Source organism: Frankia sp. CeCAU1 (genome assembly GCF_977971845.1).
On sequence record NZ_CDWWXA010000227.1, the window covers coordinates 1 to 3,827 of the forward strand.

Annotated in this window: 5 protein-coding genes; 2 read left to right on the forward strand and 3 right to left on the reverse strand. The window is 71.1% G+C overall.

What is annotated here, in order from left to right; genetic code table 11:
* Positions 1 to 222: 222 nt before the first annotated feature.
* The 3 genes from AC08OO_RS22625 to AC08OO_RS22635 all read right to left on the reverse strand — a co-directional run bounded on the left by AC08OO_RS22625 (position 223) and on the right by AC08OO_RS22635 (position 1,906).
* The gene (locus tag AC08OO_RS22625; RefSeq protein ID WP_476608431.1) at positions 223 to 819 is read right to left on the reverse strand and encodes a DUF3501 family protein; all 597 of its coding nucleotides are present in this window, start codon (positions 817 to 819) and stop codon (positions 223 to 225) included.
* A gap of 181 nt (positions 820 to 1,000) precedes the next feature.
* Entirely contained in the window at positions 1,001 to 1,441 is a 441-nt protein-coding gene (locus AC08OO_RS22630; RefSeq protein WP_011437496.1) for a rubrerythrin family protein, read from the reverse strand.
* Between the two features lie 24 nt (positions 1,442 to 1,465).
* Positions 1,466 to 1,906: a Fur family transcriptional regulator gene (locus AC08OO_RS22635; protein WP_476619050.1), complete on the reverse strand. Its 441-nt coding sequence runs from the start codon at positions 1,904 to 1,906 to the stop codon at positions 1,466 to 1,468.
* Positions 1,907 to 2,299: 393 nt separating this feature from the next.
* Here AC08OO_RS22635 and AC08OO_RS22640 point away from each other — a divergent pair, with 393 nt between their 5' ends.
* Both AC08OO_RS22640 and trpD read left to right on the forward strand, forming a co-directional pair.
* Positions 2,300 to 2,728 carry a response regulator transcription factor gene (locus tag AC08OO_RS22640; protein WP_476608428.1) on the forward strand — a complete coding sequence of 143 codons (429 nt, stop codon included), beginning with the start codon at positions 2,300 to 2,302 and terminating at the stop codon, positions 2,726 to 2,728.
* Positions 2,729 to 2,747: 19 nt separating this feature from the next.
* A partial coding sequence (trpD, locus tag AC08OO_RS22645) for an anthranilate phosphoribosyltransferase (protein ID WP_476619051.1) occupies positions 2,748 to 3,827 on the forward strand: 1,080 nt, incomplete at its 3' end.

Consider the following 3,827-nt stretch of genomic DNA (forward strand, 5'->3'; position numbering starts at 1 on the left):
GTGCGGTCGGGACGTAGCTGGTCATCGGTCACGGGTGGCTCCCTGACGTGGATGAACGTGCTGACGTTGACGGGCAGACGGACGTGCCGACACGGACGCGTGCCCTAGATGTTCCGCCTACCCATCCCGCGGCGCGCGAACCGACTACCCGCGAATGCGTCCGACCTCACCCGCGACGGGGACCCATGACCGTGACCGGCAGGCAGCGGCCGGGTGAGCCGGTCAGGACCGCAACGCGAGATCCGCGATGAGGACACGCCGGGTGGCTCCGGTCAACGGCGTCGCCTCGCTGTACTCCGGGTGTTCCACGACAAGCTCGACCGGCACGCGGGGGTCGCGGAAGGCGTCCCGGAGCGAATCGGTCAGCGCGAAGCGCACCATGTGCACGGAGACTGTCTCGGTGGGCACGCCGGGATCCTCGTCAAGGCCGGGGATCTCCTCGCCCGCCACTCGGGTTCCGCCGATCTCCAGGGCGAGACTGTGCTGCAGCCCGGCAAGCCGCCCCAACTCCTCGCGGACGGTCTCCAGAACCGAGAGCTCGATGAACACCGTCGCCGTGAGGACGTGGCTGGAGGGTAGCAGGCGGGAGTAGGCATCGATCTCGTGGGCGACGTCGGCGGAGGCGGTCAACCGCTCGGTGTAGACCATCTCCTGCACCTGGTAGCGCAGCGTCTGCTCGTTTTCGAACTCGAGGACGACGATGTCCCCGACCCGTACCCGGCGTTCGGCGCGCACCAGGATCATCTGGCTGCGCAGCCGCAGCCGGCGCTCCGCGTACGCCTGGTGGTCGGTGGTGATGTCGGCGATGGTCAGCGCCACCGTGCGATCTCCTGTCCGGAAATGCTGGGATCCGTGAACGGGCGGTCCAGGAACGGCCAAGGGCCCACGAATCAGCCAAGGGCCCACGGCGCGGGAGCGACGATGCGGGCCGGGGTGGCAACGAGGGACTACTGGCATCGCCCCTGCCACCCCGGCCCGGTAGATCGAGAAACCCCGACGGTCAGGCGTCGGCCGTCTCCTCGGCCGACAGCGCGTCGAGGGCCTTCTTGAACCGACCGGCGTGGGTCTTCTCCGCCCGGGCGAGGGTCGAGAACCAGTCCGCGATCTCCTCGAAGCCCTCCTCGCGGGCGGTCTTGGCGAAGCCCGGGTACATTGCGGTGAACTCGTAGGTCTCGCCGGCGACGGCGCTGGCCAGGTTCTTCGTGGTCGTACCGAGGGGCTCGCCCGTCGCCGGGTCGCCGACCTCCGCGAGGAAGTCCAGGTGCCCGAAGGCGTGACCGGTCTCACCCTCCGCGGTGTCGCGGAACAGCGACGAGGCGTCGGTCAGCCCCTCGATGTCGGCCCGGCGGGCAAAGTAGAGGTAACGCCGGTTCGCCTGGCTCTCGCCGGCAAACGCCTCCTTGAGGTTCTCGTGGGTCTTGGTGCCGTCAAGCTTCGGCATGAAGCGCTCCTTGTGGATGGGTGTTCACTGTTGGCCGGTCCCGTCCGCGCCGCGGGCCGGGCCGGAGCCGTTCGCCTGACAGTCCGGGCACAGCCCCCAGAACCGCAGGTCGTACCCGGTGATGGCGAATCCCGAGCGACACGCGATCTGGGCCATCATCCCGTCGAGGACGGGATGATCAACGTCGACCGCCCGACGGCATCCGTCGCAGACCACGTGGTCGTGACGACTCGTGTTGGCGTCGTACCGGGCCGCCGTGCCGTCGCCCAGGTGCAGCTCGAGCGCTCGGCCAACGGATACCAGCAACGCCAGTGTGCGGTATACGGTCGCACTGCCGATCCCCGGGGACACGGTCCGCACCCGCTCGTGGACCTCGGCAGCGGTCGGATGGTCGCGGGCTGCCGCTAGCACCGCCAGCACGGCCCTCCGCTGCGGAGTGAGACGAAGATCGGTCTGGTCGTTCATAGGATCACGCCCGTCGTACGGCGGTGGAACGCCCCAAGCCGCCGGCGACCACGCTCGAGGCGTCGCATGGTCCGGCCGGCATCAGGATCCACCGGTTGAGAACGATTCTCAGTATCACTCCCGGGAGGATCCGAAGACAACCAGGGGGCTGTGATCCCGACCTCACCCGGCCCGGCGAGGGCCAGGCGGGCGATGCGACACGGGTCACGTCCAACGGTCCGCGGGAGGTAGCCTGCACAGGACAACTCTCACATGGCAGCGTCCACTTCCGAGATACCCGGACCTCCGGGTGCCTGGAGCTTCGAGGTGCCTGGAGGGCGGTCCGCAGTTCACCGCCGGTCGGCTCACCGCCGGTCGGCGGTGGTCACCTCTCGCGAAAGGCCCGCGGACGACATGAGCACCGTCCTCGTCTACGCCGACCGAGCGGATGTGCGCGAACACGTCCGGAACGCGATCGGCCGTCTCCCCGCCGCCGACCTCGGTCCGATCGAGTTCGTCGAGGCCGCCGACGCCCCCGAGGCGATCGGCGTAGTTGATCATCATGAGGCGGATCTGTGCGTCTTCGACGCGGAGGCCACCCCCAGCGGGGGCATGGGGCTCTGCCGGCAGCTGAAGAACGAGGTCACCAACTGTCCGCCGACCATCCTGCTGGTCGCCCGCCCGGACGACCGCTGGCTCGCCACCTGGTCCCAGGCGGATGCGGTGGTCACCCATCCGATCGACCCGGGTCTACTCACCGAGGCGGTCGTGACACTGCTGCGGGCGCGTGCCGGCGGCGCCGTGGCCCGTCGGCCGCTCACCGGCGCCCAGCTCGCCCACTGAGATCCAGGGCTTCCGAGGTATGATCACCGTTGGCGCATCCCACTCCCACACCGGGGCTTCCCACACCGGCCACTCCCACACCGGCCGCTCCCACACCGGGGCTTCCCCCGCCGGGGCTCTCCCGACCGCCGAGACGAGCTGGCCGGAGCTGATAGGAGCATTGCTAGCGGGCGAGTCCCTGGACTCCGCGCGCACCGCCTGGGCGATGCAGCAGATCATGGCGGGGGCCGCCTCACCCGCGCAGGTGGCCGGGTTCGCGGTGGCGCTGCGGTCCAAAGGGGAGACGCCGGAGGAGATCGCCGGCCTGGTAGAGACCATGCTGGCCAGTGCCACGCCCCTGAGCCTGTCCGAGCGGGTACGGGCCCGCGCCGTGGACACCTGCGGGACCGGTGGCGACCGTTCCCACACCGTGAACCTGTCGACGATGGCCGCGCTGGTCGTTGCCGGCGCGGGTGTGCCGGTGGTCAAGCACGGAAACCGGGCCGCGTCGTCATCCTGCGGCTCGGCGGACCTGCTCGCGGAGCTCGGTGTCGTGGTCGACCTGCCGCCTGCCGGCGTCGAGGCGTGCCTGGCTACGGCCGGCATCGCCTTCTGCTTCGCCCAGGTCTTCCACCCGGCGATGCGGCACGTCGGCGGGGTCCGGCGCGAGATCGGCGTGCCCACCGCGTTCAACATCCTCGGGCCGCTGAGCAACCCGGCCCGCCCCGGCGCGCAGGCGATCGGCGTCGCGGACGCGCGGCTCGCTCCCGTCGTCGCCGGGGTGCTGGCGGACCGGGGCACCCGGGCGCTGGTGTTCCGCGGCGACGACGGGCTCGACGAGCTCACCCCGGTGACGACGTCCGCCGTGTGGGTCGTCGCGGCCGGCGCCGGACAGCCGCGCCGCGAGCGGTTCGACCCCCGCGACGTCGGCATCCACGTCGCGGACCACGCCGCGCTGCGCGGCGCGGACGCCCGTTACAACGCCGCCGTCACCCGGTCGGTGCTCGCCGGTGAGCCCGGACCCGTCCGCGACGCGGTCCTGCTCGCCGCCGCCACCGCCCTGGTCGCCGCGGCCGGCCCCTCCGATGCCCCCGTCACCGAGCAGATCGCCGCCGCCCTG

Coding starts and splice junctions, on each gene's coding strand:
- AC08OO_RS22630 (WP_011437496.1), bottom strand. CDS start 1,441: ATGCCGAAGCTTGACGGCACCAAGACCCACGAGAACCTCAAGGAGGCG.
- AC08OO_RS22635 (WP_476619050.1), bottom strand. CDS start 1,906: ATGAACGACCAGACCGATCTTCGTCTCACTCCGCAGCGGAGGGCCGTG.
- AC08OO_RS22640 (WP_476608428.1), top strand. CDS start 2,300: ATGAGCACCGTCCTCGTCTACGCCGACCGAGCGGATGTGCGCGAACAC.